The 26495-nt window shown below is 67.9% G+C and carries 30 protein-coding genes and 1 riboswitch; of the genes, 16 read left to right on the top strand and 14 right to left on the bottom strand.

What is annotated here, in order from left to right; all coding sequences use genetic code 11:
• The first annotated feature begins 5 nt into the window (after positions 1–5).
• On the top strand, positions 6–962 hold the full coding sequence (locus EJO71_RS13710) for a PhoH family protein (RefSeq protein ID WP_171022515.1): 957 nt from the start codon (positions 6–8) through the stop codon (positions 960–962).
• Between the two features lies 1 nt (position 963).
• On the top strand, positions 964–1431 hold the full coding sequence (gene ybeY, locus EJO71_RS13705; RefSeq protein WP_125949533.1) for an rRNA maturation RNase YbeY: 468 nt from the start codon (positions 964–966) through the stop codon (positions 1429–1431).
• A gap of 14 nt (positions 1432–1445) precedes the next feature.
• On the opposite strand, the gene dtd is transcribed toward ybeY, so the two are convergent.
• Both dtd and EJO71_RS13695 read right to left on the bottom strand, forming a co-directional pair.
• Positions 1446–1889, bottom strand: a complete 444-nt coding sequence (gene dtd / locus EJO71_RS13700; RefSeq protein ID WP_125949534.1) for a D-aminoacyl-tRNA deacylase — start codon at positions 1887–1889, stop codon at positions 1446–1448.
• Positions 1886–2803, bottom strand: coding sequence for a cation diffusion facilitator family transporter (locus tag EJO71_RS13695; protein WP_125949535.1), 918 nt, complete (start codon positions 2801–2803; stop codon positions 1886–1888). The genes dtd and EJO71_RS13695 overlap by 4 nt, the downstream gene beginning before the upstream one ends.
• A 149-nt stretch (positions 2804–2952) precedes the next feature.
• Between EJO71_RS13695 and EJO71_RS13690 the strand changes: the two genes are divergently transcribed.
• Entirely contained in the window at positions 2953–3468 is a 516-nt protein-coding gene (locus EJO71_RS13690) for a FecR domain-containing protein (protein ID WP_125949536.1), read from the top strand.
• Positions 3469–3473: 5 nt separating this feature from the next.
• Positions 3474–4094, top strand: a complete 621-nt coding sequence (locus EJO71_RS13685) for an OmpA family protein (RefSeq protein ID WP_125949537.1) — start codon at positions 3474–3476, stop codon at positions 4092–4094.
• A gap of 24 nt (positions 4095–4118) precedes the next feature.
• Here EJO71_RS13685 and tyrS read toward each other — a convergent pair whose 3' ends face one another.
• The gene (gene tyrS / locus EJO71_RS13680) at positions 4119–5327 is read right to left on the bottom strand and encodes a tyrosine--tRNA ligase (RefSeq protein WP_125949538.1); all 1209 of its coding nucleotides are present in this window, start codon (positions 5325–5327) and stop codon (positions 4119–4121) included.
• A 185-nt stretch (positions 5328–5512) separates the two neighbouring features.
• Between tyrS and EJO71_RS13675 the strand changes: the two genes are divergently transcribed.
• Positions 5513–6859 carry a M23 family metallopeptidase gene (locus EJO71_RS13675; protein ID WP_125949539.1) on the top strand — a complete coding sequence of 449 codons (1347 nt, stop codon included), beginning with the start codon at positions 5513–5515 and terminating at the stop codon, positions 6857–6859.
• Between the two features lie 11 nt (positions 6860–6870).
• Positions 6871–7995, top strand: coding sequence for an anhydro-N-acetylmuramic acid kinase (locus EJO71_RS13670; RefSeq protein ID WP_125949540.1), 1125 nt, complete (start codon positions 6871–6873; stop codon positions 7993–7995).
• Between the two features lies 1 nt (position 7996).
• Here the strand turns inward: EJO71_RS13670 and mdtD are convergent, their stop codons facing one another.
• The 4 genes from mdtD to rplM form a co-directional block, all read right to left on the bottom strand.
• The gene (gene mdtD, locus EJO71_RS13665; protein WP_125949541.1) at positions 7997–9421 is read right to left on the bottom strand and encodes a multidrug transporter subunit MdtD; all 1425 of its coding nucleotides are present in this window, start codon (positions 9419–9421) and stop codon (positions 7997–7999) included.
• Between the two features lie 82 nt (positions 9422–9503).
• The gene (gene erpA, locus EJO71_RS13660) at positions 9504–9869 is read right to left on the bottom strand and encodes an iron-sulfur cluster insertion protein ErpA (protein ID WP_007827949.1); all 366 of its coding nucleotides are present in this window, start codon (positions 9867–9869) and stop codon (positions 9504–9506) included.
• 212 nt (positions 9870–10081) lie between these two features.
• Positions 10082–10474 carry a 30S ribosomal protein S9 gene (rpsI, locus tag EJO71_RS13655; protein WP_125949542.1) on the bottom strand — a complete coding sequence of 131 codons (393 nt, stop codon included), beginning with the start codon at positions 10472–10474 and terminating at the stop codon, positions 10082–10084.
• A gap of 12 nt (positions 10475–10486) precedes the next feature.
• Positions 10487–10918: a 50S ribosomal protein L13 gene (rplM, locus tag EJO71_RS13650; RefSeq protein ID WP_125949543.1), complete on the bottom strand. Its 432-nt coding sequence runs from the start codon at positions 10916–10918 to the stop codon at positions 10487–10489.
• A gap of 198 nt (positions 10919–11116) precedes the next feature.
• On the opposite strand from rplM, the gene rlmJ reads away from it, so the two are divergent.
• On the top strand, positions 11117–12073 hold the full coding sequence (gene rlmJ / locus EJO71_RS13645) for a 23S rRNA (adenine(2030)-N(6))-methyltransferase RlmJ (RefSeq protein ID WP_125949544.1): 957 nt from the start codon (positions 11117–11119) through the stop codon (positions 12071–12073).
• A gap of 9 nt (positions 12074–12082) precedes the next feature.
• On the opposite strand, the gene EJO71_RS13640 is transcribed toward rlmJ, so the two are convergent.
• From EJO71_RS13640 to ahcY, 4 genes are all read right to left on the bottom strand, one after another.
• Entirely contained in the window at positions 12083–12700 is a 618-nt protein-coding gene (locus EJO71_RS13640) for a septal ring lytic transglycosylase RlpA family protein (protein WP_125949647.1), read from the bottom strand.
• A gap of 89 nt (positions 12701–12789) precedes the next feature.
• Positions 12790–13614, bottom strand: a complete 825-nt coding sequence (gene metF / locus EJO71_RS13635) for a methylenetetrahydrofolate reductase [NAD(P)H] (RefSeq protein ID WP_125949545.1) — start codon at positions 13612–13614, stop codon at positions 12790–12792.
• A 10-nt stretch (positions 13615–13624) separates the two neighbouring features.
• Complete coding sequence (locus EJO71_RS13630) at positions 13625–14401, bottom strand: TlyA family RNA methyltransferase (RefSeq protein ID WP_125949546.1); 777 nt, start codon at positions 14399–14401, stop codon at positions 13625–13627.
• A 10-nt stretch (positions 14402–14411) separates the two neighbouring features.
• Positions 14412–15851: an adenosylhomocysteinase gene (ahcY, locus tag EJO71_RS13625; RefSeq protein ID WP_125949547.1), complete on the bottom strand. Its 1440-nt coding sequence runs from the start codon at positions 15849–15851 to the stop codon at positions 14412–14414.
• A 67-nt stretch (positions 15852–15918) separates the two neighbouring features.
• Positions 15919–15989: riboswitch (S-adenosyl-L-homocysteine riboswitch) on the bottom strand.
• Between the two features lie 115 nt (positions 15990–16104).
• Here ahcY and EJO71_RS13620 point away from each other — a divergent pair.
• The 8 genes from EJO71_RS13620 (at position 16105) to EJO71_RS13585 (ending at position 22853) form a co-directional block, all read left to right on the top strand.
• A complete protein-coding gene (locus EJO71_RS13620; RefSeq protein WP_125949548.1) occupies positions 16105–16743 on the top strand; it encodes a hypothetical protein in 639 nt (212 codons plus the stop codon).
• 148 nt (positions 16744–16891) lie between these two features.
• Positions 16892–17398: a TIGR01841 family phasin gene (gene phaP, locus EJO71_RS13615; RefSeq protein WP_125949549.1), complete on the top strand. Its 507-nt coding sequence runs from the start codon at positions 16892–16894 to the stop codon at positions 17396–17398.
• A 14-nt stretch (positions 17399–17412) separates the two neighbouring features.
• The gene (locus EJO71_RS13610; protein WP_125949550.1) at positions 17413–18333 is read left to right on the top strand and encodes an alpha/beta hydrolase; all 921 of its coding nucleotides are present in this window, start codon (positions 17413–17415) and stop codon (positions 18331–18333) included.
• Between the two features lie 42 nt (positions 18334–18375).
• A complete protein-coding gene (locus tag EJO71_RS13605; protein ID WP_125949551.1) occupies positions 18376–18795 on the top strand; it encodes a hypothetical protein in 420 nt (139 codons plus the stop codon).
• Positions 18792–19865, top strand: coding sequence for an alpha/beta fold hydrolase (locus tag EJO71_RS13600; protein WP_125949552.1), 1074 nt, complete (start codon positions 18792–18794; stop codon positions 19863–19865). Before EJO71_RS13605 ends, EJO71_RS13600 begins: the two co-directional genes overlap by 4 nt.
• Positions 19862–20476, top strand: coding sequence for a GNAT family N-acetyltransferase (locus EJO71_RS13595; RefSeq protein WP_125949553.1), 615 nt, complete (start codon positions 19862–19864; stop codon positions 20474–20476). The genes EJO71_RS13600 and EJO71_RS13595 overlap by 4 nt, the downstream gene beginning before the upstream one ends.
• 79 nt (positions 20477–20555) lie before the next feature.
• Positions 20556–22184, top strand: a complete 1629-nt coding sequence (locus EJO71_RS13590; protein WP_081269679.1) for a peptide chain release factor 3 — start codon at positions 20556–20558, stop codon at positions 22182–22184.
• A gap of 9 nt (positions 22185–22193) precedes the next feature.
• Complete coding sequence (locus tag EJO71_RS13585) at positions 22194–22853, top strand: SIMPL domain-containing protein (RefSeq protein ID WP_125949554.1); 660 nt, start codon at positions 22194–22196, stop codon at positions 22851–22853.
• 7 nt (positions 22854–22860) lie between these two features.
• Here EJO71_RS13585 and EJO71_RS13580 read toward each other — a convergent pair whose 3' ends face one another.
• Genes EJO71_RS13580 through EJO71_RS13570 form a run of 3 tightly spaced genes read right to left on the bottom strand, consistent with a single transcriptional unit; the run spans position 22861 to position 25513 of the window.
• A complete protein-coding gene (locus tag EJO71_RS13580; protein WP_125949555.1) occupies positions 22861–23664 on the bottom strand; it encodes an ABC-2 family transporter protein in 804 nt (267 codons plus the stop codon).
• Between the two features lie 5 nt (positions 23665–23669).
• Positions 23670–24512: an ABC transporter permease gene (locus EJO71_RS13575; RefSeq protein WP_125949648.1), complete on the bottom strand. Its 843-nt coding sequence runs from the start codon at positions 24510–24512 to the stop codon at positions 23670–23672.
• A 5-nt stretch (positions 24513–24517) separates the two neighbouring features.
• Positions 24518–25513: an ABC transporter ATP-binding protein gene (locus tag EJO71_RS13570; RefSeq protein WP_125949556.1), complete on the bottom strand. Its 996-nt coding sequence runs from the start codon at positions 25511–25513 to the stop codon at positions 24518–24520.
• 92 nt (positions 25514–25605) lie between these two features.
• Here EJO71_RS13570 and EJO71_RS13565 point away from each other — a divergent pair, with 92 nt between their 5' ends.
• Positions 25606–26451 carry an HAD-IIB family hydrolase gene (locus EJO71_RS13565; RefSeq protein ID WP_125949557.1) on the top strand — a complete coding sequence of 282 codons (846 nt, stop codon included), beginning with the start codon at positions 25606–25608 and terminating at the stop codon, positions 26449–26451.
• The last annotated feature ends 44 nt before the right edge of the window (positions 26452–26495 follow it).

Raw genomic sequence — 26495 nt, 5'->3', positions numbered from 1 at the left:
TTGAAATGTCCGGCGTGATTCTGCGACACACCTTTACCCCACTGAACAATTCGCGCCTCAGCCACCTGTGCGGCCCCCTGGACGCACACCTGCGCCGCATCGAGGAAGCACTGGGCGTGAAGATCGCGCACCGCCACGAGCAGTTCAAGGTCGACGGCCACAAGGCCGCCGCACAGCGCGCGATGGACGTGCTGCAGGCGCTGTACGAGATCGCGCAGCGCCCCATCGACGCGGCCGTGGTGCAGCTCACGCTGGCCGGCGACGGCGGCATGCTCGATGGCGACGACGACATGGCGATGCTCGTCACCCGCCGCACCGACCTGCGCGCGCGCACGCCCACGCAGGCGATCTACCTCGACAACATCGCGAAGCACGACATCACCTTCGGCATCGGCCCGGCCGGCACCGGCAAGACGTACCTCGCGGTGGCCTGCGCGGTCGATGCGCTGGAGCGCGCCGCCGTGCAGCGCATCGTGCTGACGCGGCCGGCCGTCGAGGCGGGCGAGCGGCTGGGCTTCCTGCCCGGCGATCTGACGCAGAAGGTCGACCCGTACCTGCGCCCGCTGTACGACGCGCTCTACGACCTGATGGGCTTCGAGAAGGTGCAGAAGGCCTTCGAACGCAATGCGCTCGAAATCGCGCCGCTGGCCTTCATGCGCGGGCGCACGCTGAACAACGCCTTCGTGATCCTCGACGAGGCGCAGAACACCACGCCGGAGCAGATGAAGATGTTCCTCACGCGCATCGGCTTCGGCGCGCGCGCGGTGGTGACGGGCGACGTGAGCCAGATCGACCTGCCCAAGCAGCAGCTCAGCGGGCTGATCGACGCGGAGCGCGTGCTCAAGCGCGTGAACGGCATCGCCATGACGCACTTCACGAGCGCGGACGTGGTGCGCCACCCGCTGGTGGCGAAGATCGTCGATGCCTACGACGGGCAGCGCAAGCGCGCGGGGAATCACTGAAATGGCCGCATCGAAGCTCCCTGCACTTTCGCTCTCGCTGCAGTTCGGCCGCTTCAAGGGCGTGGAGCGCCATCGCGCGGCGCTGCCGCGCCACAGCGTGACGCGCTGGATACGCCATGCGCTCGACATCGATGGCGAGATCACCGTGCGCATCGTCGATGCCGACGAAGGCCAGCGCCTGAACCGAGAGTTCCGCGGCAAGGACTACGCGACCAACGTGCTGACCTTCGACTATGCGCAAAGCCCGCTGGTGATAGCCGACCTGGTGCTGTGCGCGCCGGTGGTCGCGCGCGAGGTGAAGGAAAACCGAAAGACGCTGGCCGACCACTACGCGCACCTGCTGGTGCACGGCACGCTGCATGCGCAGGGCTGGGACCACGAGACCAGCGAGGCGGACGCCGACGAGATGGAGGCTTACGAGATCGAGATCCTCGCGGGGCTGGGCATCCGCAGCCCGTACGGCAAGTAGATCGACAGCAGCCGCTACGCCGTCATCTGCAGCGGGATCGTGACCGGCCCGTCGTTCAGCAGGTGCACCTGCATGTCGGCGCCGAATTCGCCGGTGGCAACCACCGGATGCGCGGTGCGGGCCTGCGCCACGAAGTATTCGTAGAGCCGGCGTCCCTCGTCGGGCGGCGCGGCCTGGATGAAACTGGGGCGGTTGCCGGCACTCGCGTCGGCCGCCAGCGTGAACTGGCTCACCACGAGCAGGCCGCCGCCGATGTCCTGCACGCTGCGGTTCATCTTGCCGGCCTCGTCGGCAAAGATGCGCAGCTTGAGGATCTTGGCGAGCATGCGGTCGGCGAGCGCATCGACGTCGCCGCGCTCGGCACACAGCAGCACGAGCAGCCCTGCATCGATGGCGCCGACGGTGCGGCCGGAAATGTCGACGCGTGCATTCGCCACGCGCTGGAGAACAGCTTTCATACGGGGTGATGTTCGCCGGCCTGGGTGGCGCGGGCTTCCATGGTCAGGGGCAGGAGCTGGATCGTGACACGCAGGCCGGGCACGGCGTCCATCAGGGCCTGCTCGAGTTCGTCGCGCATGCTGGCGGCGTGCTGCAGGGTCCACTCGCCGGGCACGTGCATGTGCAGGTCGGCGAAGCGGCGCTGGCCGGCGCTGCGCGTGACCATGTCGTCGAAGCGCAGCCGTGCGCCGTCGGGCACACGGGCGGCGAAGGCTTCGAGCGTGGCGCGCACGGTGGCGAGGGTTTCGGGGTCGAGGGCTTCGTCCATCAGCCCCTGCGAGGAGCGCCACACCAGCTTGACGCCCTCGCGCGCGATGTTCAACGCGACGCCGATGGCCAGGACCGGGTCGAGCCAGAGCCAGCCGGTGAGCAGCACGCCGAGGATGCCGGCCAGCACGGCGGCGGAAGTCCAGACGTCGGCCATCAGGTGGCGGCCGTCGGCCTCCAGCGCGATCGAGCGGTGGGCCTTTGCCGCGCGGAACAGCACGAAAGCCAGCCCGGCATTGAAGCCCGAACTCAGCACCGACAGCGCCAGGCCCCAGCCCAGCTGCTCCAGCGGCTGGGGAGACAGCAGGCGCTGCACCGAGACCCAGAGGATCGCGATGGCCGCGCCGACGATCAGGACGCCTTCGAAACCCGAGGAGAAGTATTCGGCCTTGTGGTGGCCGTAGGGGTGCTCGTCGTCGGCCGGCCGTTCGGCGATGGTCACCATGGCCAGCGCGAACATGGCGCTCGCCAGGTTCACGAAAGACTCCATGGCGTCCGATATCAGGCCCATGGAGTTCGTCATGTAGCCGGCCAGGCCCTTGAGCACGATCGTGATCAATGCCACACCGATCGACACGCGAAGCAGCGCCTTAGGGGTAAACATCATGCAAGAGCCATCAGGAAAGGGGCAGGAAGCAACGCAAAAAGCGGTAAAAGGCCGCAGAAACTGCCTGAATTATCAGCCTCGTGTCCATATGTAACGCCTTCGCATTAATATTTGCGACCATTGCGCAACAGTTCCTTGCAGAGAGCCAGATGATGAAAAACCTCGTGACCGCCCTGGGCGGCCTCGCCATCGCGGGGGCCGCGCTGGCACAAGCACAGACGCCGCCAGCGGCTCCCGCACCCGCGGCAACCACGCCTGCCGCGCCCGCCGCCAAGGCCGATCTCCAGGCCGGCTTCGTGAAATCCGTGCGCGGCAGCGTACAGCTGCTCAACGGCGCCGGCGCCGCCCGCACCGCCAGCCCCGGCGATGCACTGGGCGCCGTGGACCGCATCGTGACCGGCCCCGATTCCTCCGCCTCCGTGGTGCTGCGCGACGACACGACGCTGGTGGTCGGCCCCTCTTCGCGGCTCGACCTCAAGGAATTCCACTTCGACGGCACGACGCGCGACGGCGGCATGCTGCTCTCGCTGCTGCGCGGCTCCATGCGCATGATCACCGGCCTGATCGGCAAGACCAACCCCGACGCGGTTCGGGTCGAAACGCAGACCGCCACCATCGGCATCCGCGGCACCGACTTCATCGTGCAAGCAGACGGCCAACCATGATGAAGATGCCGAAACTCCAATCCTCCCGCCTCGCATCCCTTTTCGCGGCCACGCTGGCCGCAGCGCTGCTGGCCGCGTGCTCGACGCCCGGCACGCGGGTTGTGCTCCTGCCGCAGGCCGATGGCTCTGCTTCCGGGGTGGTGGTGCGCGCCAAGGACGGGGAGGAAGTGCTCTCCACGCCCTACCAGCGCGCCACGGCCGCGGTGGGCGCCAAGGGCGCGCCGGTGGTCGACAAGGTCGACCCGGCCAAGGTGCAGGCTGAAAACAAGTCGCTGTTCGACATGCGCCCGCCCCCGCCGCAGCGATACACGGTGTACTTCGAGCTCGGCGGCACCACGCTGACGGCGGCGTCGCAGCAGATCATGACCGAGGCGCTGGCCGCAGCCCTGGCGCGCAGCGGCGGCGACATCGTGGTCACGGGCCACACCGACACCAAGGGCAGCGGCGAGCAGAACGACGAACTGTCGCGCCGTCGGGCGCAGGAAGTGGCGCAGCTCTTCGTGGAGCGCCAGTTCCCGGCGAACCGCATCGAGGCCGTGGGCCGCGGCGAGCGCGACCTGGCCATTCCGACCGCCGACGAGGTGGACGAGCCGCGCAACCGGCGCGTCACGATCGAGGTCCGCTGAGAAGCGGACCTAGTCCGGCCGGCCTCAGCTCAGGGTCACGCGAGCGAACTTGCGCTTGCCGACCTGCACCACGTAGCTGCCTGCGGGCAGCTTCAGCGCCTTGTCGCTGACCACGGCGGAGTCGATCCGCACGCCGCCGCCGTCGATCAGGCGGTTGCCTTCCGAGGTCGACGGCGCAAGGTTTGCCTGCTTGAGCACCTGGGCGATGCCCAGCGGTGCACCCGACAGCGACACTTCCGGAATCTCGTCAGGCACGCCGCCCTTGCTGCGGTTGATGAAATCCTGCTCGGCCGCGTCCGCCGCCGCCGCATTGTGGAAGCGCGCGGTGATTTCCTTGGCCAGCGCGACCTTGGCGTCCTTCGGGTTGCGGCCGCCCTCGATCTCGGCCTTCAGCGCCGCGATCTGCTCGAGCGACTGGAAGCTCAGCAGCGTGTACCAGCGCCACATCAGGTCGTCGGAGATCGACAGCACCTTGGCGAACATGGTGTTGGCGTCCTCGCTGATGCCGATGTAGTTGTTCTTGCTCTTGGACATCTTCTCAACGCCATCGAGCCCCTCCAACAGCGGCATAGTGAGTATGCACTGCGGCTCCTGGCCATACTCCTGCTGGAGGTGACGGCCGACGAGCAGGTTGAACCTCTGGTCGGTTCCACCCAGTTCGAGGTCGCTCTTCAGGGCGACCGAGTCGTAGCCCTGCATCAGCGGGTAAAGGAATTCGTGGACCGAGATCGACTGGCCGGCCTTGAAGCGCTTGTTGAAGTCGTCGCGCTCCATCATCCGGGCCACCGTGTACTTGGCGGCGAGCTGGATCATGCCGCGGGCACCGAGGGGGTCGCTCCATTCGGAGTTGTAGCGGATCTCGGTCTTCTCGGGGTCCAGCACCAGGCTGGCCTGCTTGTAGTAAGTCTGAGCGTTGGCCTCGATCTGCTCGCGGGTGAGCGGCGGGCGGGTGCTGTTGCGGCCGGAAGGATCGCCGATGGTGGTCGTGAAGTCGCCGATCAGGAAGATCACCCGGTGCCCCAGGTCCTGCAGCTGGCGCATCTTGTTGAGCACCACGGTGTGGCCGATGTGGATGTCGGGCGCCGTCGGGTCCAGGCCCAGCTTGATCCGCAACGGGGTTCCGGTCGCTTCGGAGCGCTGGAGCTTGCGCACCCATTCGTCCTGCGGCAGCAGCTCGTCAGCGCCCCGGAGGGAGATTTCGAGCGCGCGTCCTACACTATTCGAGAGGCTCATGGATGTAACAGATTCGGCCTTTACGGGCTTTTTTGGCTGATTTTTGGGGTGCCGAAGCTATACTCAGCCCGACTTTTCAAGCGCCGAATTCTAAGCGGCGCTTCTTTCCGCACCGTCTCCTGCCGCCCTGAACGTTACTGGGCCTTGCAGCACGGACCTGCAGAACCTGAGCTGGAATTCATAGTTTGATCAACGGCATTCTTGCCGCCGAGGAGCTTCTCGCTTCTCGCGTGGCCTATACATTCCGGACGTACCCCAGGCAGATCACAGCGGTCATCGCTGCCGCCTTGCTGAGCGCCGGCACCCTCGCGGTGGCCTCCCTCGGCCCCGACGCATCCGACCTCCCGGTCCACCAGATCCTCGAAGCCACGGCGCCCGTCTCGTTCGCCGACCAGAGCGAATCGCTCGAGAACTTCAGCTTCACACTCTTCCGCACCGACGTCACCCGCTCGAGCGACACCGCCGACGCGCTGATGAAGCGCCTGGGCATCTCCGACCCGGCCGCCACCGCCTTCGTGCGCGGCAGCGTGGAAGCCCGCAATGCGCTGTTCTCGCGCGCCGGCCGCACCGTGACGGCCGAGGCCACGCAGGAAAACCAGCTCAAGAAGCTCAGCGCCCGCTGGATTCCCGATGGCGACGGCGGCTTCAAGCGCTTCGTCATCGAGCGCACGCCCACCGGCTTCGCCGGCGTGACCGAGCGCGATTCGCTCACCCCGGGCACGCGCCTGGCGAGCGGCACCATCCGCACCTCGCTGTTTGCCGCCACCGACGACTCGCGCATTCCCGACGCAGTGGCGAGCCAGCTGGCCGACATCTTCGCGGGCGACGTCGACGTGCGAAACCTGCGCAAGGGCGACCGCTTCGCCGTGGTGTACGAGACCTTCGAAGCCGACGGGCAGGCGCTGCGCAGCGGCCGCGTACTGTCGGCCGAGTTCGAGAACAACGGCAAGATCCACCAGGCCGTCTGGTTCCAGCCCCCGGGCGCGGGCCAGAAGGGCAGCTACTACCGCCCGAACGGCGACAGCCTGCGCAAGGCATACCTTGCAACGCCGGTCGAGTTCTCGCGCGTGTCCAGCGGCTTCGCGATGCGCATGCATCCGATCCTGAACAGCTGGCGCCAGCACAACGGCATCGACTACGCGGCGCCCACCGGCACCTCGGTGCGTTCGGTCGGCGACGGCACGGTCGATTTCGCCGGCACGCAGAACGGCTACGGCAACATCGTCATCATCAACCACCGCAACAACCAGCAGACGGCGTATGCGCACCTGAGCCGCATCGACGTCAAGGCGGGCCAGGCCGTGAGCCAGGGCCAGACGGTCGGCGCGGTGGGCTCCACCGGCTGGGCCACCGGCCCGCACCTGCACTTCGAATTCCGCGTGGGCGGCGTCTACCAGGACCCGACCTCCATCGCACAGGAAGGCGGCGCACCGATCACCGCCGCCATGCGTCCCGCCTTCGAGCGCGTGGCCATCGGCGCGCGCACCGAACTGGCCGCGGCCTTCTCCGTCATCCAGGCCAGCGCCGACTGATCACCCGGCAAATGGCGGCCGATCTCTTCATCGGCCTGATGTCGGGCACCTCGCTCGACGGCGTCGACGGCGTGCTCGCCGATTTCTCGGACGGCCGCATCGCGGTGCGCTCCTACGCCACGGCCGCCTTTCCCGTGGCACTGCGCGCGGAACTGCTTGCGCTCAACACTCCCGGCGACAACGAACTGCACAGGGCGGCCCTTGCCGGCAATGGGCTCGCGCGCGCCTATGCCGGCGTGGTCCACCAACTACTGGCGGACAGCGGCACGGACGCCCGCGCCGTCACCGCCATCGGCGCGCATGGGCAGACCGTGCGCCACCGGCCGCTCGAGTTCGACGAAGTCGGCTACACGCTCCAGATCAACAACCCTTCGCTGCTGGCTGAGCTGACCGGCATCGATGTAGTCGGCGATTTCCGCAGCCGCGATCTCGCGGCCGGCGGCCAGGGCGCACCGCTGGTGCCGGCCTTTCACAGAGCGCTGTTCGCGCGGGCCGACGAGACGGTCGCGGTGCTGAACATCGGCGGCATTTCGAATTTGAGCTTTTTGCCGGCCACGAACACGTCTGGCGGCGCCTCCGTGCTCGGCTTCGACTGCGGCCCCGGCAACGCGCTGATGGACCACTGGTGCCAGGCCCACCAGGGCCGGCCCTTCGACCTCGGCGGCCAGTGGGCAGCCAGCGGACAGGTGCTGCCCGGCCTGCTCGCGCAGTTTCTGGCCGATCCGTACTTCGGCAGGACGCCGCCAAAGAGCACCGGGCGCGACCTGTTCAATCCGGACTGGCTCGCCGCCCAGCTCGGCACCACGGTGATGGTGCCCGAGGACGTGCAGGCCACCCTGGCCGAACTGACCGCCCAAGCCTGCGCAGCGGACGTGAAGCGCTACGGAAAAGACAGCAAGCTGCTGATCGTCTGCGGTGGCGGCGCCCTGAACGACCATCTGCTGGCCCGCCTGCGCGCACTGTTGCCCGGCGTGACCGTCGCGGCATCGACCGATCACGGCCTGCCGCCCCAGCAGGTCGAGGCGGCGGCATTTGCCTGGCTTGCCCGCGCCAGCGTTCGTCGCGAGGCGGGGAACCTCGCCAGCGTGACCGGCGCGCGCGGAGAGCGCGTGCTCGGCGCGATCTACCCGGCCTGAATCAGCCCTGGCCGGAAACCTCCGGCTGCGCCGGGTGCGGCGCGCGCACTTCCGACGGCAGATGCCAGAAGATCAGCGCAGAAGCCACCGTGATGAGCCCCATGCTCGCAAAAGTAGCCTGAAAAGCGTCCAGCGTGTGCGCCGGCGTATCTGTACCGAAGATGCCGTTGTAGCCTGCCAGCACGGCACCCGCGGCGGCCACGCCCATGCTCATGGCCAGCATCTGCACCATCGACAGCAGGCTGTTGCCGCTGCTGGCCATGCTGCCGTCCAGGTCCTTCAGCGTGATCGTGTTCATCGCCGTGAACTGCAGCGAATTGACCGCACCGAAAGCCAGCAGCTGCAGCACGTGCAGCGCCATAGGCTGGCCCGGCGCCGTCAGGCCGAAGCTGGCCATGGTGCAGCCCACGAGGATGGTGTTGACCACCAGCACCTTGCGGTAGCCGTGGCGCGTGATCAACGGCGTGGCGAAGCGCTTCATGGCCATGCCGGCCAGCGCGATCGGCAGCATCATCAGCCCGGCGCGCACCGGCGAATAGCCCATCGACACCTGCAGCAGCAGCGGCACCAGGAAAGGCATGCAGCTGCTGCCCAGGCGCGAGAACAGGTTGCCGATCAGGCCGATGCTGAGCGTCGGCACGTGAAAGAGCGACGGTGCAAAAAGCGGCTCAGGTATGCGCGCGGCGCGCAGCCAGTAGGCGACGATGCTCGCGAAGCCGAAGATCAGCACGACCATCACGCCGCCCTGGCGCAGGCCCACGCCGTCGAGCGAGAGCGAGATCGCCACCATGCCAAAGGCAAGCATCGCGTAGCCGACGCTGTCGAAACGCTTCTGCACCACGCCACGCAGGTCGGGCATGTACTTGAGCGTGGCGATGCAGCCGGCCAGCCCCACGGGCACGTTGATCAGGAAGATCCAGTGCCAGGAGGCGTACTGCACCAGCCACCCGCCCAGCGTAGGGCCCAGCAAGGGACCTATGAGCCCCGGAATGGCCACGAAGCTCATCGCCTGGAGGAACTCCCCGCGCGGCACCGTGCGCAGCAGCGACAGCCGCCCCACGGGCAGCAGCAGCGCCCCGCCGAGCCCCTGCACCACGCGCGCCGCCACCAGCTGGCCCAGGCTGTGCGACAGCGCGCACAGCACCGAGCCGAGCGCGAACAGCACGATGGCCGAGAAGAAGATGCGGCGCGTGCCGAAGCGGTCAGCGATCCAGCCCGAGGCCGGGATCAGCATCGCCATGGTCAGCGCATAGGCCACCACCACCGACTGCATGCGCAGCGGGCTCTCGCCGAGGCTGGCGGCCATCGCCGGCAATGCCGTGTTGATGATGGTGGCATCGAGCGTCTGCATGAAGAAGCCGACGGCGACCAGCCACAGCAGGCTCTTGCGGACGGGATGGGCGGAGGGTTCAGCCTCGGAAGTCATGGGCGGGAGGAAAAAGAAGCAGGAACGAAAAAGCCGCCCGAAGGCGGCTTTTTGGGGAGGCTAGGTCAGAAGCATCCGGGCATCAGGCCGAGAAGCTCGATCCGCAACCGCAGGTACTGGTGGCGTTCGGGTTCTTGATCACGAACTGGGCGCCTTGCAGGTCTTCCTTGTAGTCGATCTCGGCGCCGACCAGGTACTGGTAGCTCATGGCGTCGATCAACAACGACACGCCGTTCTTGGTCATGGTCGTGTCGTCTTCGTTGGTGATTTCATCGAAGGTGAAACCGTACTGGAAGCCGGAGCACCCGCCGCCCTGCACGAACACGCGCAGCTTGAGGTCGGGGTTGCCTTCTTCGGCGATCAGGTCGGCCACCTTGGCTGCCGCGCTGTCGGTGAAGACGATCGGCTCGGGCATCTGGGTCTGGATGTTTTCGGCTACGGCGCTCATGGACTGGTAACTCCTTGGGGGCCGGACATGCGGCCAATGGAACGGATCGTACTGCAATGCGGCATTCCCGGCAGGCCGGGTGTGGCGTGCACCCCTATGCAAGTGGGGTCGGGACGCCGCCATGCCAGGGCATGCGATGAAAAGACCGCCCGAAGGCGGCCCTGGCAACGAAAAAGCCGCCCGAAGGCGGCTTTTTGATCGCAACAAGTGGATCAGCGCTTGCTGAACTGCTTGCGACGACGGGCGGAGTGCAGACCGACCTTCTTACGTTCGACTTCGCGCGCGTCACGCGTCACGTAGCCGGCCTGGCTCAGCACGGGCTTGAGCGCGGCGTCGTAGTCGATCAGCGCACGGGTGATGCCGTGGCGCGTGGCGCCGGCCTGACCCGATTCGCCACCGCCGTGCACGTTGACCATCACGTCGAAGGTTTCGAGGTTGTTGGTCAGCGCGAGGGGTTGCTTCGCGATCATGATCGAGGTTTCGCGGCCGAAGAACTCTTGGATGTCCTTGCCGTTGACCGTGATCTTGCCCGAGCCCTTTTTCAGAAACACGCGGGCGACGCTCGATTTGCGACGGCCGGTGCCATTGTTCCATTCACCAATCATTCTCAAGGCTCCTTACAGTTCCAGCACTTTGGGCTGTTGGGCGGTATGCGGGTGCTCAGCGCCACCGTACACCTTGAGTTTCTTGATCATTGCGTAACCGAGCGGGCCCTTGGGCAGCATGCCCTTGACAGCCTTTTCCAGGGCGCGGCCCGGGTGCTTCGATTGCATGTCGCGGAAGTTGGTCGCCGTGATACCGCCCGGGTAGCCCGAGTGACGGTAGTACACCTTGTCGATCGACTTGGCGCCAGTGACGCGCAGGTGCGATGCGTTGATGATGACGATGAAGTCACCGGTATCGACGTGAGGCGTGTAAATGGCCTTGTGTTTGCCGCGCAAACGGAGAGCAACTTCGCTGGCTACTCGTCCGAGGACCTTGTCGGTCGCGTCAATCACAAACCACTCGTGCGTCACGTCAGCGGGCTTGGCGCTGAACGTTTTGGTCATGAGTTTTTCTCTTGAAAAGAGGGTTTGGCGGGCCCTTTTCCACGGTCGGCGTTCCTCTGACGGGAATCTCTTAGGTGGGTTTGAAGTCTTCGCCGCGGGGCCACAAAAACGCTGCGAAGCCCGCGATTATACGAAGAATGGCCCTGCGCAGGCAAATTCGCGCTTCTGCGGCCCCAACACCGTTACCATCCTCCCCCTATGTTCAGTTACCGCCACGCCTTCCATGCCGGCAACCACGCCGACGTGCTCAAGCACACGGTGCTGATTGCGACGCTCGACCACCTGCTCGAAAAAGAGGCAGCCCTGACGGTCGTCGATACCCACGCCGGCGCCGGCCTCTACCGGCTCGATGGCGATTACGCCGGCACGAGCGGCGAGGCTGCCGAAGGCGTTTTGCGCCTTCTCTCTTCGGACAAGAAAGAGCCCGCCGCGCCCGCTCCCGCAGCGAAGTCTGCTACCAAAAAAATAGCATCCGAACCCGAAGCCCCATTGGCCAACGCCATCGCCCGCTACCTGAGCGTGGTCCACGACTTCAACCCCAAGGGCGGCGCCCGCGTCTACCCCGGCTCGCCGTTCATCGTGCAGCACCTGCTGCGCGACCACGACAAGCTCAAGCTGTTCGAACTGCATCCCACCGACGCCCGCACGCTGGACGCCAACATCGCGCAGCTCGAAGCCGGCCGCCAGATCGCGGTGCTGCGCGAGGACGGCTTCGGCAGCGCCACCAAGTTCCTGCCGCCGCCGTCGCGCCGCGCGCTGGTGCTGATGGACCCCAGCTACGAAATGAAGACCGACTACGGCCGCGTGCTCGACTTCGTGGCCGAGGCGCTCAAGCGCTTCGCCACCGGCACCTATGCGGTCTGGTATCCGATCATTCCGCGCCCCGAGGCGCATGACCTGCCGCGCCGGCTCAAGACGATGGCGACCAAGGCCGGCAAGCCCTGGCTGCACGCCACGTTGACGGTCAAGTCCAGCAAGATCACGAAGGATGCGGCCTCTGGCGAAACGCACCGGCCCGGCCTGCCGGCCAGCGGCATGTTCCTGATCAATCCGCCCTACACGCTGAAGCCGCTGCTGGCGGCGGCGCTGCCGCAACTGGTGCAGCGGCTCGGGCAAGACCGCAACGCCGCGTTCTCGCTCGATTCGGACGGCTGAAGCCGTCGCCTACTTGCGGCGACGCGGCGGCACCACCGCCTTGCGTCGTGCCGGAACCGGCGCACGCGCGCGTTGCTGCGGCTCGCTCGACGCCACCGGCGCAGTTGCATCGCCCGCTTCCACCTGCAGGCCGCCGCAGCGCATGCCGTCGCGGTCGACGACCGTCAGCGCCACCTGCTTGATGCCCAGCCCCGTGAGGCCGATCCGGTCGGCCGCCGCGCGGCTCAGGTCGATGACGCGACCCGCGGCATAGGGCCCGCGATCGTTGATGCGCACCAGCACCTCGCTGCCGTTGACGAGGCTGCGCACGCACACGCGGGTGTTGAAGGGCAGTGTCTTGTGGGCCGCCGTCATGGCGGTCATGTCGAAGCGCTCGCCGCTGGCGGTCTTGCGCTGGTGGAACTGGATGCCATACCAGGAGGCACCACCGCGCTCGAAGATCTCGCGCGGCCCGTCGTCGGGCACGCCGTCGTCCGGGGCCTGCTCTCCCGCGCCGGACACGGCGAGGTCATAGCGCACCGACGGCACGCTCGAGCGCGCAGCCGCGCCGGGAGGCACGGCAATCGCGCGAGGCAGGGGCAGCAGCTTTGCAGTCGCCCCGCCCTCGGCATCCGTGGCCGGCGGCATGGCGCACCCTGCGAGGACGCAGGTCGCCGCGACCAGGGCCGCATGCAGCCCCGTGCGCAGCGAGTCCGCCGCTCCGGCCACGCGCCCTCTCAATCGAGACGCTCCAGCACAGCCAGCGTGGCGACCGACTGGTTCATCGTGTAGAAGTGCAGCGCCGGGGCGCCGCCTTCCTGCAGGCGCGCGCACAGGTCGGTGACCACGTCGAGGCCGAAGGACTTGATCGATGCTGTGTCGTCGCCGAAGGCCTGCAGCCGCAGGCGGATCCAGCGCGGGATCTCGGCGCCGCAGGCATCCGAGAAGCGCATGAGCTGCGTCGAGCTCGTGATCGGCATGATGCCCGGCACGATCGGCGTGTCGAGCCCCAGCTTGCGCGCGTCGTCGACGAAGCGGAAGTAGGCCTCGGGGCTGAAGAAGTACTGCGTGATCGCCGAGTCGGCGCCTGCCTTCACCTTGGCGGCGAAGGCCTGCAGGTCGGCCTCGGGCGAGCGGGCCTGCGGGTGGATCTCGGGATAGCAGGCCACCTCGATGTGGAAGTCTCGGCCGGTCTCCTCGCGGATGAAGGCGACCAGGTCGCTCGCGTACTGAAACTCGCCGCCGATGCCGTAGCCGCTCGGCAGGTCGCCGCGCAGTGCCACGAGGCGCTTGACGCCCATGGCCTTCAGCTCGGCGAGCTGCTCGCGCACCGTGGCGCGCGTGGCGCCGATGCACGAGAAGTGGCTCGCGGCGTCCACGCCCTCGGACAGGATCTCCTGCACCGCACCGAAGGTGCCCTGGTGCGTGGAGCCGCCCGCGCCGTACGTGACCGAGCAGAACTGCGGCTTGCGCGCATACAGCTGCTGGCGCACCGCGCGCAGCTTGACCGCGCCTTCGGGCGTCTTGGTCGGGAAGAATTCGAAACTCAACGGAAGGCGCACCTGCGTCTCCTTAGGAACCGTTCGCATGAGCAGCGCGAACAGCGTGAATGAAAAACTCGCGGTTGCCGTCGCCGCCGGCGATCGGACTGTCGAACCACTGCAGCACCCGCAGGCCGAGCGCCTCGCAGGCGTCGTGCAGCCGCTTCTCGACCACCGCATACATCGACTCGTCGCGCACGATGCCGCCCTTGCCGACCTGGCCCGGCTGCAGCTCGAACTGCGGCTTGACCAGCATCAGCAGGCGCCCATCGTCCGCCAGGAACCCGACCACCGCCGGCAGCACCAGCGTGAGCGAGATGAAGGACAGGTCGCCGACGATCAGGTCGAAGCGCGACTCGCCCTCTTCCCCGAGATCGTCGGCCGACAGCGCGCGCGCATTGACACCCTCGATGGGCACCACGCGCTCGTCCTCGCGCAGCTTCGCATGCAACTGCCCGTGGCCGACATCGACGCCGACCACCTTCGCGGCACCGCGCTGCAGCAGGCAATCGGTGAAGCCGCCGGTCGACTGCCCCACGTCGAGGCACAGCCTGCCGGCAGGGTCAACGCCGCTTACGGCGAGCGCGCCTTCGAGCTTGAGTCCGCCGCGCGACACGTAGCGCGCCTCGGCCGCATCGACCAGCTCGAGCTCGGCCGATTCGGGCACGTCGTCCTTGTTCTTGACGACCGAGCGCCACGCGTCGCCCGTGCCCGCGTCGCGCCAGCGCAGGCCGCCGGCAATGAGCCGCACCGCCTGCGAACGCGACGCGGCCAGGCCGCGCTCCACCAACAGTTGATCGGCGCGCATGCGCTGTCGATCAGTAGCGGTACGTGTCCGGCTTGTACGGACCGTTCTTGTCCACGCCGATGTAGGCGGCCTGCGCGTCGGTCAGCTCGGTGAGCATGGCGCCGACCTTCTTCAGGTGCAGGCGCGCGACCTTCTCGTCGAGGTGCTTGGGCAGCACATAGACCTTGCCGGCCTGGTAGGCGTCGGGCTTGGTGAACAGCTCGATCTGGGCGATGGTCTGGTTCGCGAACGACGACGACATCACGAAGCTCGGGTGGCCCGTGCCGCAGCCCAGGTTCACGAGGCGGCCCTTGGCCAGCAGGATGATCTTCTTGCCGTCGGGGAACTTGATGTGGTCGACCTGCGGCTTGATTTCTTCCCACTCGTACTTCTCGATCGAAGCGACGTCGATCTCATTGTCGAAGTGGCCGATGTTGCAGACGATGGCCTGGTCCTTCATCTTGACCATCGTGTCGTGCGTGATCACGTCCTTGTTGCCGGTGGTCGTCACGAAGATGTCGGCCTTGTCGGCGGCGTATTCCATCGTCACGACCTTGTAGCCTTCCATCGCGGCCTGCAGGGCGTTGATCGGGTCGATCTCGGTCACCCACACTTGCGCCGACAGCGCGCGCAGCGCCTGGGCCGAGCCCTTGCCCACGTCGCCGTAGCCTGCCACGCAGGCCACCTTGCCGGCGATCATCACGTCGGTCGCGCGCTTGATGCCGTCCACCAGCGACTCGCGGCAGCCGTACAGGTTGTCGAACTTGCTCTTGGTGACCGAGTCGTTCACGTTGATGGCGCGGAACAGCAGCGTGCCCTTGGCCGACATCTCGTTCAGGCGGTGCACGCCGGTGGTGGTTTCTTCGGTCACGCCGATGATCTCGGCCGACTTGCGGGTGTACCAGGTCGAGTCGACGGCCAGCTTGGCCTTGATGGCGGCGAAGAGAATGCGCTCTTCCTCGCTGCCCGGGTTGGCGAGCACGCCCAGGTCCTTCTCGGCGCGCTGGCCCAGGTGCATCAGCAGCGTGGCGTCGCCGCCGTCGTCCAGGATCATGTTCGGGCCTTCGCCCTTCGAGTCCTTGGCGCCGAAGTCGAAGATGGCGTGGGTGTAGTCCCAGTAGTCCTTCAGCGACTCGCCCTTGATGGCGAACACCGGCGTACCGGCGGCGGCGATGGCGGCGGCGGCGTGGTCCTGCGTCGAGAAGATGTTGCACGAGGCCCAGCGCACGGTCGCGCCCAGAGCTTGCAGGGTCTCGATCAGCACGGCCGTCTGGATCGTCATGTGCAGCGAGCCGGTGATGCGCGCGCCCTTCAGCGGCTGCGACTTCGAGAACTCCTCGCGGATGGCCATCAGGCCGGGCATCTCGGTTTCCGCGATCTTGATCTCCTTGCGGCCCCAGGCGGCAAGGGACAGGTCGGCGATCGCCTGGTCGGCGGTCGAAACGGGGGTGGGCTTGAGAACAGCGCTCATGGGAACTCCAACAAAACTGGTTTGAAAGATGCCGCCGGATACGGGGAAAAAGGCTCACCGCAAGAACAGCGGGTGAGCGTCGTTGCGGTATGTGGTCCGAGCCTCACGCCTGATGGCGCTGCAACGCTCCTCGGAGGGGCGGATTGTAGTCGGGGCGAAAGGCGACGCCAATCACTGGGAGATACCACATCACGGAACGCACGCTTTTCGGTCGAGGCGTACATTGAATCGCCCCAACCACTGGAATCTTTCCATGCCTTTATCCATCAGGCGCTACTCGAGCTTGCTCGTCGCAATCACGTTTCTTGCCGCCGCAGGCGCCTCGTTGTCTGCCACTGCGCAAAGCTCCGACACCGTCCGCATCCGCGGCACCCTCGTTCGCGTCGATGCCAGCACCCTCGTGGTGCAGGACCGCGGCGGCGAAGTCGTCTCGCTCGCCCGCCCGGCCGACCTGGCCGTGTCCGAGGTTTATCCGATCAAGCTGTCCGACATCAGGCGCGGCAGCTTCATCGGCACTGCCGCCATGCCGCAACCCGACGGCACGCAGAAGGCGCTCGAAGTGGTGGTGTTCCCCGAGGCCGCGCGCGGCACCGGCGAAGGCCACCGGCCATGGGACCTGCTGCCCCAGAGCACGATGACCAACGCCACCGTCGCCGACCTGGCCGCGGCGCCGAAGTCGGTGCGCGGCGGACAGCAGTTGCACCTGACCTACAAGGGCGGCGAGAAGACCGTCATCGTGCCGCCCCACGTACCGGTGGTCACCTTCCGCCCCGGCACCGACGCGCTGCTGGTGCCCGGCGCCCGCGTGCTGGTGAATGCGCAGGAGAAGAACGGCACGCCCACTGCCCTGCGCGTGACGGCCGGGCGCAACGGCTTCGCGCCGCCGATGTAGGGCCGCGCCACCCAAGGGAAATCCCGCAGGCATTTCTGTCGCTGCGGCGACCTCCGGCGCACCGGTGCGGCGTATCGTGGCGAGGGACTTTTGCCGTCCGGCCGGTCCCTGCCATCCAACCGTTCACCGTCACAGGAGATTCCGCACCATGGCCACTGCCAAGAAAGCCGCCGCCAAGAAGACCACCGCCAGCAGTAGCAGCAACAGCAGCACCTCCGGCGCGAAGAAGGCGGCCCCGAGCGCCGCGGACATGCTCAACCCGCTGAAAGGCATGGCCGACAAGCTGCAGAACCTCAACCTGACCGGCGGCGCCGGCAAGCTGCTGGAGAGCGGCCGCAAGGACCTGGCGGCACTGATGCAGGCCAACGAGAAGTCCTACCAGGGCCTGCAGACCGTCGTGGCGCGGCAGACCGAGATGATCAAGAGCGCCATCGCCGAATGGCAGGCCGCGGCCAAGGAAATGCCGGGCAAGGACCCGAAGGAGAACTTGGCCAAGCTCGACGAGCTCGGCCGTCAGTCGTTCCAGCGCGCCATCGACGACATCAAGGAGCTGGCCAACCTCGCCGCCAAGTCGCAGGCCGACGCCTTCGACGTGGTGCGCCAGCGCATCCAGGCCAACGTGGACGAAGTGACGAAGCTGCTTCAGCGCAAATAGGCAAGGGCCCACGCATGACAGCAGTTCCGCCTCGCGTGGAGCAGCGCACGCGCGCCAACGGCATCGAGCTGGCCTGGGACAGCTTCGGCGACCCTGCCGGCTCGCCGCTGCTGCTGGTCATGGGCCTCGGCGCGCAGATGGTGGCGTGGGACGACGCTTTCTGCGCCCGGCTCGCCGAAGCTGGCGGGCATCGCGTGATCCGCTTCGACAACCGCGACATCGGCCATTCGACGCACCTCCCGCTGCTCGGCGTGCCCGACATCCAGGCGCTGATGGCGCAGGCGATGGCCGGCCAGCCGCTGCGCACGCCCTACAACCTGCGCGACATGGCGGCCGACTGCGTCGGGCTGCTCGACGCGCTGGGCATCGCGCGGGCCCACATCGTGGGCGCCTCGATGGGCGGCGCCATCGGGCAGGAGATGTGCATCCATCATCCGCACCGGATGCTGTCGTTCACCAGCATCATGTCGACCACCGGCGCACCCGGCCTGCCGCCGCCCACGCCCGAGGCGATGGCGGTGCTCTTCACGCCGGCGCCGACCACCTTCGACGCCTACCTGCCGCACCACGCCAGGGTGTGGCGCGTGCTGCGCGGACCGTCGGACTTTCCGCTCGACGAGGCGCAGGACGCGCAGCGCGCGCAGCTCGTCTTCCTGCGCGGACTCAACCCGCCCGGCGTGGCGCGGCAGCTCGCGGCCATTCTGGCCTCGGGCAACCGCAAGCCCGCGCTGCGCGAGGTGCGCGTGCCGACGCTGGTGATCCACGGCGACGCCGATCCGCTGGTGCCGGTGGCCTGCGGTGTGGACGTGGCCGATGCGATTCCCGGCGCGCAGCTGCTGCGCATTCCGCGCATGGGCCATGCGCTGCCGATCCCGATGTGGCCGCAGATCGTCGATGCCATCGCCGAACACACGGCACGGCATGCCGGCACCTGAAACGACAAGGACCCAGGCGACAGAAAAAAGGGAGCACCCGCCATGACGAACAAGTTCTCCCCGCTCGACCCGATGGCCATGTGGCGCGAACTCACGGCCCAGTGGGAAAAGAGCACCAACGAATTCGCCAACGAGGCCATGGCCTCGGATCCGTTCCGCCAGGGCATGCACGGCGGCATGAACGCCTCGCTCACCGCGCAGAAGGCGCTGGGCGACCTGATGGCGCGCTACCTCACGATGCTGAACCTGCCCACGCGCGCCGACCTCCAGGTGCTGGGCGAGCAGCTGCAGCGCATCGACGACCACCTTGCGCGCATCGCCCGCGCGGTGGAAGAAAGCGGCGCCGCCTCGGCATCGGCCGCGCCCGGACCGCGTCACACGCGCCAGCCGCCGAGTCCGCCACCGGCCACGGCGCCCCAGCCCGCCCGCACGCGCAAGCCCGCGGGAAAGCGCCCGTCATGACCGCCGAAGCCGACGCCTTCGCGCTGCCCGACATCGTCGGGGAGATCGAGCGCGCGATCCAGCGCAACATCAAGGGCCTCGATTTCCTCACCTCGACCGCGCCCTCGGTCGGCCAGACGCCCAAGGACGAGATCCACCGCCGCGGCACGCTGAGCCTGTACCACTACCGCCCGATGGTCGACGAGATCTACCGCGTGCCGCTGCTGATCGTCATGGCGACCACCAACCGCGGCTACATCCTCGACCTCGCGCCGGGCCAGAGCATGGTCGAACACCTGCTGCTGCAGGGCTACGACGTCTACATGATGGACTGGAACGCGCCGCGTCCGCAGGAAAAGCACCTGCGCATCGACGACTACGTGCTCGACTTCATCCCCGACTCGCTGCGGCGCGTGCAGGAACGCTCGGGCGAGGAAGACATCACGCTCATCGGCTACTGCATGGGCGGCGTGCTCTCCACGCTCTACATGGCGCTGCACCCCGACGGCCCGGTGAAGAACCTGGCGCTCTTCACCACGCCCATCGACTTCAGCCGCATGAAGCTGTTCCACGCGTGGTCGGACCGGCGCTACTTCGACGTCGACCGGCTGGTCGACACCGTGGGCAACGTGCCGCCCGAGATGCTCTTCGCCTCCTTCGACATGCTGCGCCCGGCAGGCCGAAGCGCGGGCATGGTGCAGCTGTGGGACAACATGGACAACGACGAATTCGTCAAGTCGTACCGCATGTTCGACCACTGGGGCAACGAGATGCTGCCGCTGGCCGGCGAGTACTTCCGCCAGACCGTGAAGGAACTCATGTGGGGCAACAAGCTGTTCAAGGGCGAGCTGGTGCTCCGCGGGCGCAAGGTGCAGCTGAAGAACATCAAGGTGCCGGTGCTGCACGCGCTCGCGCAGCACGACCACATCGTTCCCTACGAGGCCGGACAGCCGCTCATCGCCGGCATAGGCTCCACCGACAAGGAAGAGGTGGTGCTCAAGGGCGGCCACGTCAGCCTCGCCGCCGGCCCGAACGCCGTGCGCAGGCTGTGGCCCAGACTGGACGAATGGCTTGGAGTGCGATCGACATGAGCATCACCACCGTGACCGACTCTTTCTCGCGGACCTACCCGCGCACCGTGACCAGCAGCGAGGGCAACATCGTCCTGCGCCTGATGGGCGCGGAAGACGCCGGCGCCGTGCTCGCCTTCGCGCAGGCCTTGCCGGCGCACGATTTGCTCTTTTTGCCGCGCGACATCACGCAGCCCAAGGTGATGAACGCCTGGGTGCGCGCCATCGAGCGCGGCGACATCGACAGCGTGCTCGCCGTGCGCGACAAGGCGGTGCTCGGCTGCGCGGCGGTGATCCGCGACCCGCACTCCTGGTCCAGCCACGTCGCCGAGCTGCGCGTGCTCGCCGCGCCCGAACTGCGCGGCAGCGGCCTGGGCCACAAGCTCGCCCGCGAGGCCTGCGCGCTGGCCATCGAGCGCGGGGCGGAAAAGCTCGTCGCCCGCATGACCGTCGACCAGCGCGGCGCCATCGCCGTCTTCCAGGCCCTGGGCTTCAAGCCCGAAGCGCTGCTCAGCAAGCACGTGAAAGACCGGCAGGGTTTGACGCACGACCTGGTGGTGCTGAGCCACGACGTGGCGCGGTTCGAGGCGCAGATGCGGGCGTACGGGATGGGCGAGGCGCTGGGGGGCTGAAACCCCTTGGGCGGGGCTGCGGACGGGCGAAAACCGCCAGCCTTTTAAAATCGCGGATTCCCCCCGCAGATTGCCCACCTTGTCTTTCGTAGCCGAAACCCGCCGCCGCCGCACCTTCGCGATCATTTCCCACCCTGACGCCGGCAAGACCACGCTGACCGAAAAGCTGCTGCTTTTCTCCGGCGCGATCCAGATCGCCGGCTCGGTGAAGGCTCGAAAGGCCTCGCGCCACGCCACGTCCGACTGGATGGAAATCGAAAAGCAGCGCGGCATTTCGGTGGCCTCGTCGGTCATGCAGATGCTGTACCGCGACCACGTCATCAACCTGCTCGACACGCCCGGCCACAAGGACTTCTCCGAAGACACCTACCGCGTGCTCACCGCCGTCGACTCGGCGCTGATGGTGATCGACGCGGCCAACGGCGTGGAAGCGCAGACGCGGCGGCTGATCGAGGTCTGCCGCCAGCGCGACACGCCCATCATCACCTTCGTCAACAAGATGGACCGCGAGGTGCGCGAGCCGCTGGACATCCTGGACGAGGTGGAGCGCGAGCTCGGCATGCCCTGCGTGCCCATGACCTGGCCCGTGGGCCAGGGCAAGACCTTCCGCGGGATCATGAACCTGCGTACGCAGGCCATGACCGTGTTCGAGTCGGGCAGCGAGCGCCTGCCGCAGGACTTCGAGACCATCCCGCTGAGCGAGCGCGACACACTCGCCAAGCGCTTCGGCGCCGACTTCGAGACCGCCATGGAAAGCATGGAACTCGCCACCGGCGCCTCGCCCACCTGGGACCGCGAAGCCTTCCTGGCCGGCAAGCAGACGCCCGTGTTCTTCGGCTCCGGCGTGAACAACTTCGGCGTGATGGAAGTGCTCGACGCGCTGGTCGACCTGGCGCCTTCGCCGCAATCGCGCACCAGCACCACCATGGTCAACCGCCAGCCGGTGGTCAAGGAGATCCAGCCCGAGGACAAGGACTTCGCGGGCGTGGTCTTCAAGGTGCAGGCCAACATGGACGCCAACCACCGCGACCGCATCGCCTTCGTGCGCATGGCCTCGGGCAAGTACACGCCGGGCATGAAGCTCAAGGTGCAGCGCACCGCCAAGGAGCTGCGCCCCACCAGCGTCGTGACCTTCATGAGCCAGCGCCGCGAGGCGGTGGAAGAGGCCTACGCAGGCGACATCGTGGGCTTCACCACGCACGGCGGCGTGCAGCTGGGCGACACCATCACCGACGGCGCGAGCCTGCAGTTCACCGGCCTGCCCTTCTTCGCGCCGGAGCTCTTCATGACCGTGATCCTGAAGAACCCGCTGCGCACCAAGCAGCTGCAGCAGGGCCTGGCCCAGCTCGGCGAGGAAGGCGCGATCCAGGTGTTCCGCCCCGAGATCGGCGGGCCGATGCTGCTGGGCGCGGTCGGCCAGCTGCAGTTCGAAGTGGTGCAGCACCGCCTGAAGGCCGAATACGACGCCGACGTGCGGCTCGAAGGCTGCCAGTACACCGGCGCGCGCTGGATCACCGCCGACACGCCGGCCGAGCTGCGCGAATTCGTGAACGCCTACCCGCAGCGCATGGCGAAGGACGCGGCGGACACGCTGGCCTTCCTGTGCACATCGCCCTACGACGTGCGGCTGGCGCAGGAGCGCTTTCCGAAGATCCACTTCCATCCGCTGCGCGAGCATGCGGGGCTGGCGCTGCAGAGCGCGGGATAGGCATTCGTCATGGACACCTACATCCAGGTGGCGGGCATCGGCCAGGTGGTCGAGACGATCGTGGAGCAGCGCGCCGCGCTGACGATCACCGTCAAGGCTTCGAAGACCGAAGTGGCGATGGCGGAAGCCACCACCCTTCGCAACGAGACGATCCGCGCGCTGAAAGCCGCGGGCCTGGATGCGGACGAGATAAGCGAGGGCGGACGCCAGTCGTGGCAACCGTGGTACCGCAAGCGCAGCGCGGGCCAGGAAGTCTCGCATCGCGTGCTCCTAGCCTGTCGCGAAACGCCGCGCCTGTACAAGGCGCTCGATGCGCTGCAGCCGCTCTTCGAAAACTCCCGCTACACGCTGGACGTCAGCATGCAGCAGCCCCGTTTCGAGGCATCGGAAGATGCGGAGACGGCTGCGCGGCTCGCGGCCATCCAGCACGCGCGCGGCAAGGCGTTGGCCATCGCGAAGGAAGCCGGCGCGACGCTGGGCGCGATCGCGCAGGTCGAGGAACTGGGCTCGCAGGCGGAGAACTCGGGCTCCTACGGCGACCACACCTGGGCATATGCTGGTGGTGCGGTGGCGCTGGCCGCCGCAGGTCCGGGAGACGACTTCGAGGAGCTTGCCGGCGCCACGCGTGTGCGCACCCTGCGCTACCGCGTGCGCTTCCTGATCGGCTGAGGCCCTCTCAGCTCCCCGTCGAAGCGTAGTGGCGCAACCCGACGCGCCACACCCCGAACGCCGCCGCGAGAAACACGCCCCCCGCGAGCGGCGACACCAGGCCCACCCACGTCGGCGCCCCCAGCGGATCGGTCTTCCCCAGAATCGCCAGCACCGGGTAGTACGCCACGCAGGCCAGCGGCACGATGAAGGTCAGCACATACCGGAACCATCGCGCATAGAGCGCCAGCGGATACTGCGCCGCCTGCACGCCGCCATAGGTCAGCACGTTCGCTATCTCCAGGCTCTCGACGGTCCAGAAGGCCAGCGTGCCCTGCAGCACCAGGATGCCCAGGAACAGCGCCACGCCGCCCGCAACCGCAAGCAGCGCAATGGCGACGGCGCCCGGTGTCCACGCGATGCCCATCTGCTGCGTCGCGAACGCAATCATCGCCAGCCCCTGCAGAAGGCGGCCCAGCCGGCTGATGCGGAAGTCGTTGCCCATGAGCTGCAGCGAGAGCGGACGCGGGCGCAGCAGCAGGCGGTCGAACGCACCGGTGCGCAGGAACTCGGTGCCCAGTACGTCGAAGCCGCGGCCCAGTGCATCGGCCAGCGCGAACATGCAGTTCACGAGCCCGTAGAACAGCGCGACCTCGCCGATGCGCCAGCCCTGCACGTCGCCGAAGCGATGGAACAACGCCCACACGGCGACGGCCTCGATGCCGGTGCCGAGGAACTGGCCGACCGTCAGCATCAACGCCGAGGCCGGGTAGCGCGCCTGTCCGCCGACGGACGCGCCCACCAGCCGGAAGAAGAGCGGAATCGATCCCATCGCCCTCACCCGCCCTGCACCTGGAGGCTGCGCATGGTGCGGCCCATCGCCAGGTGCCCCAGCGTCACGAGCACGGCGATCCAGAAGACCTGCAGCCCCAGCCCGCCGATGGCCTGCCAGCCCTGCAGCTGCCCGAAGTACAGCCGCGCGGGAATGTCCATCAGCCCGGCCAGCGGCTGGATCAGCAGCGCCGTCTGCCACGCGTCCGGAAGCATCGCGAGCGGCAGCAGATTGCCCGAGAACACGATGACCACGGGCGTCGCCACCGCACTGATGCCGCGTTCGTTGAGCGCGGCGGTGGCCGCCACGTTCAGCAACATCACCATCGAGGTCGAGAGCAGCAGCGCGAAGACGGCCGACAGCGCGAAGGCGAGCCCCGCCGCCACGCCCGCCGGGAGCTGCCATGCCCAATCGCCGAGTCCGACCAGCGGCAACGCGACCATCGCGAAGGCCGCCATCAGCGCCACGCGCGGAAGCACGCGCGCGGCGATCCAGCCGGCGCTGCGCGCGAACCACAGCGCGTAGGCGTCCACCGGTCGCAGGCGGTCGTAGGCGACGGCACCGGTGCGCACAGCCTGCGCCACCTCCGGGTCGCCCAGCCAGGGCAGCAGCACGAGCAGCCCCTGCGCGAGCCACGTGTAGGTGATGGCCTGCGCGAGCGACATCGACGCGCTCGCCCCCGCAGCAGTCGCGCCGCCGTAGAAGGCCGCGAACACCATCACCTTGATGCCGCCCCACCAGCACTGCGTGGCAAAGCCGGCGAGCGCGGCGGTGCGGTACTGCAGCATCTGCATGAAGCGCGATGCGAAGGCCGCGATGTAGGGCCGCGCGAGGTCGTGCGCGCTCATCGCCGTCATGCCTCGGCCGCTCCATGCATCGCGTAGAAGCGCGCGATGACGGCCTCGATCGCCAGGCCTTCGAGGCGGATGTCCTCCACCGCGTGCGCGGCGGCGATGCGCGCGATGAGCGCTGGTGCGGCGGTCTGCGCCGGATCGAAGTCGAGCACCAGCGTCTGGCCGTCGCGCGAATGCACCCGTGCGCCGTCCACCTGCGCGGGCAGCTCGGCGCCCTGCGCGAAGTCGACGACGAGGCGGCGCTCGGCCATCACCTGCGCGCGCAGCGCCTCGACAGGGCTGTCGGCCAGCACGCGGCCGTGGCCGATGATGATCACGCGTCGGGCCAGCGCCTCGATGTCGTGCATGTCGTGCGTGGTCAGCAGCACGGTGGTGCCGCGCTCGCGGTTGGCGCGGCGCACGAAGTCGCGCACTGCCAGCTTCGAGGGCGCGTCGAGGCCGATGGTCGGCTCGTCGAGGAACAGGATGTCGGGCTCGTGCAGCAGCGCAGCAGCGATCTCGGCGCGCATGCGCTGGCCCAGCGAGAGCTGGCGCACCGGCTGCGCGAGCACGCGCTCCAGGTTCAGCAACGCCACCAGCTCGTCGCGCGTGCGACGGTAGCGCGCCGGGTCCACGCGGTAGATGTCGCGCAGCAGGTCGAAGCCGTCGCCCACGGGCAGGTCCCACCACAGCTGCGTGCGCTGCCCGAAGACCACGCCGATGCGCGCCACGTGGCGCTCGCGGTCGGTGAAAGGGTCGCGCCCGTCGATCTCCACGCGCCCGCCGTCGGGCCGCAGGATGCCCGAGAGGATCTTGATGGTGGTCGACTTGCCCGCGCCGTTCGGCCCGATGAAGCCCAGCAGCTCGCCACGCTCCAGCGCGAACGACACACCCGACAGCGCCTCCACCGTGCGATGGCGGCGCTGCACGAGCCCGCGCAGCGCGCCCATCACGCCAGGGTCACGCTCGGAGATGCGGTAGGTCTTGCGGAGTTGGTCGACGAGGATGTGGGGCATGGAAGGCGCCGCGCCGGCCTCGATGGCGCGGCGGGGGCGGGATGCTACACGAAAGCGCCGGTACGATCGCGGCTCCTTCCGGTTTCCTTGCCATGTCTTCGTCGTCCTCTCAGCCCGTGCTGCCCTCCCCGCCCCATCACCTGCTGCCCCTGTCCCGCTGGGAGGCCGCCGCGCGCGGCGGCCTCGTCGGCGTCTTCACCGACATCGACGACACGCTGACCCACGACGGCGCGATCACGCCCGACGCGCTGCAGGCGCTGGGCGATCTCAAGGCGGCGGGGCTTTCCGTGGTGGCGATCACGGGCCGGCCGGTGGGCTGGAGCCTGCCCTTCGTCAACACCTGGCCCATCGACGCCATCGTGGCGGAGAACGGCGCGGTGGCGCTGCTGCCTTCGGCCGGCGGCCAGGTCGAGAAGCGCTACCAGCAGGACGAAGCCACGCGCACCGCCAACTTCGCGCGCATGCAGGCGGTGCTGGAGCGCATCGAGCGCGAGCTGCCGGGCGTCGGCCGCGCCACCGATTCGCCGGGACGCGAGACCGACATCGCCATCGACCACAGCGAGTTCGTGCAGCTGAGCGACGAGACCATCGCGCGGGTCGTCGCGCTGATGCGCGGCGAAGGCATGCACGCCACCGTGAGCAGCATCCACATCAACGGCTGGTACGGCGACAACGACAAGCTCGAGGGCGCGCGCTGGATCGTGCGCGAACTGTGGAGCCGCACGCTCGACGACGAGATGGACCGCTGGGCCTACGTGGGCGATTCCACCAACGACCATCTGATGTTCCGCACCTTCGCGCACAGCATCGGCGTGGCGAACGTCGCGCGCTTCGTGCCGCAGCTGGAGCATCTGCCGCGCTACGTGACGCAGGGCGAGCGCGGCACGGGCTTCGCGGAAGCGGCGCGCGCGATTCTCTCGGCCCGCACGGTCCGCTGAGCAGCGCGGATCGCGGCGAAGAAACAACACACAGACGAAAAAAA

Origin of the sequence: Variovorax sp. 679 (assembly GCF_003952185.1) — a bacterium.
In the GTDB taxonomy this organism is placed as follows: Bacteria; Pseudomonadota; Gammaproteobacteria; order Burkholderiales; family Burkholderiaceae_C; genus Variovorax.
Note: the sequence above shows the minus strand (reverse complement) of the source record. Positions and strands in the feature narration are given on the sequence as shown.